The 1,777-nt window shown below is 65.1% G+C and carries 1 protein-coding gene; it reads right to left on the bottom strand.

All coding sequences use genetic code 11. The features are described from left to right. Positions 1-1,748: beta strand repeat-containing protein (locus IGS61_RS27570; protein ID WP_442908111.1), on the bottom strand; the 1,748-nt coding region annotated here is incomplete at its 3' end. Positions 1,749-1,777: the final 29 nt, after the last annotated feature.

The raw sequence follows: 1,777 nt of genomic DNA, 5'->3' as shown, positions 1-1,777 counted from the left end.
CCGGCAGCCGTGAACTGCTGGCTGTAGGCATCGCCGGCACGGATCGCCGCCAGGCTGCCCGGGACCAGGCTCAGGGCAGGCGCCGCAACCGTCATGGTGTAGGCGTTGGTCGCGCTGAACGGCGCGCCCACGCCTGTGCTGCTATCAGTGACCTTGATGCTGAACGGAAAACTGCCCGCCACGTTCGTCGTGCCGGACAGCACGCCAGTGGCAGCATTCAGGCTCAGGCCGACGGGCAAGACACCAACCACGGCATAACTATATGGCGCCGTGCCGCCCGCTGCCGTGACGCTGGCGCTGTAAGCCGCTTCCGCCGTCGGATTGGGCAAGCTGGCTGGCGTCAGAGCGAGTGTCGCCGAAGTCACTGGCAAGGTATAGTTTCTTGTTGCCGTGAACTGGCGTGTATCCGTCACTTTTACAGTCAGCGCAAAACTGCCGGCTGCCGTTGGCGTACCGCTCAGTATACCGCTGGCGCTAAGCGCCATGCCGGCTGGTACGCTACCGGAGACCACAAACGCATAGGGTCCGATACCGCCGCTGGCCGTCAGTTGCTGGCTGTAGGCCGTACCAACTGTCGCGCCCGGCAAGCTGGCTGGCGTGATATCCATCGCGGACGTCACCGTCAAGGTATAGCTTTGCGTTGCCTGGGTATTTACGCCAGCCACTGCGGCTTGCGTCGCAGTAATGCTGCTGGTACCAGCGGCCACGGGCGTAATGACGCCAGCGCTGCTGACGGTGGCCACGCCCGCATTCGAACTGGAATAGCTGAGGGCACCATAGCTGCCACCCGCGAGGCTGGAAGTCGCCACGTTGGTCAAGCTATTCCCCAATGGAACGGATGCCGCGGCCGGTGTCGCAAACGTGATGACGCCGGTCGGGATATACGTAAATTGATCCGCCGCGCTGCTGGCACTGGTACCGCCAACTGTAGTGACTTTCACGTCCACCACGCCCAAGCTGCCCGATGGATTGATGGCCGTGATCTGCGTAGCGCTGTTGACCGTAAAGCTCGTGGCTGCCGTAGCGCCGAATCGCACCGCCGTGGCGCCACCAAAACCCGTGCCGGTGACGACCACGCTAGTACCGCCAGTGATGGCACCGGAAGCAGGCGCAATGCCGGTGACCGCCGGTACCGCCACATAGTTGAACTGGTCCGAGGCGCTGGCAGCACTGGTACCGCCCGTCGTGGTAACCCGCACATCGACCGTGCCGGTACCGCTTGGCGCCGTGGCCGTGATCTGTGTGGCGCTGTTGACCGTAAAGCCGGTGGCTGCCGTGGCGCCGAACGTCACCGCCGTCGCTCCGGTAAAACCGGTGCCGTGAATGGTGACGCTGGTGCCGCCCGTCGTTGGCCCGACCGCAGGCGACAGGCCGCTCACTACCGGCGCACCAACATAGGTGAACTGATCCGCTGCCACCGCCGCGCTGGTGCCGCCAATGGTAGTGATGCGCACATCGACAGTGCCGGAACCGGCTGGCGCCGTCGCCGTGATCTGCGTGACGCTGTTGACCGTAAAGCCAGTGGCTGCCGAGGCGCCGAACATCACCGCCGTCGCGCCGGCAAAGCCGGTACCGTGAATAGTGACGCTGGTACCGCCAGTGGCAGGACCTGCCGCCGGCGCAATGCCGGTGACCGCCGGTGCCGCGACATACGTAAATTGATCGATGGCGCCGGTGGCGCTGGTACCTCCAGCCGAGGTGACACGCACGTCGACCGTGCCGGAACCGGCGGGGGCCGTCGCCGTGATCTGCGTGGCGCTGTTGACCGTGTAGCCGG

The sequence above is a fragment of the Janthinobacterium sp. FW305-129 genome, assembly GCF_020858115.1.
Lineage (GTDB): Bacteria > Pseudomonadota > Gammaproteobacteria > Burkholderiales > Burkholderiaceae_D > Janthinobacterium.
Note: the sequence above shows the minus strand (reverse complement) of the source record. Positions and strands in the feature narration are given on the sequence as shown.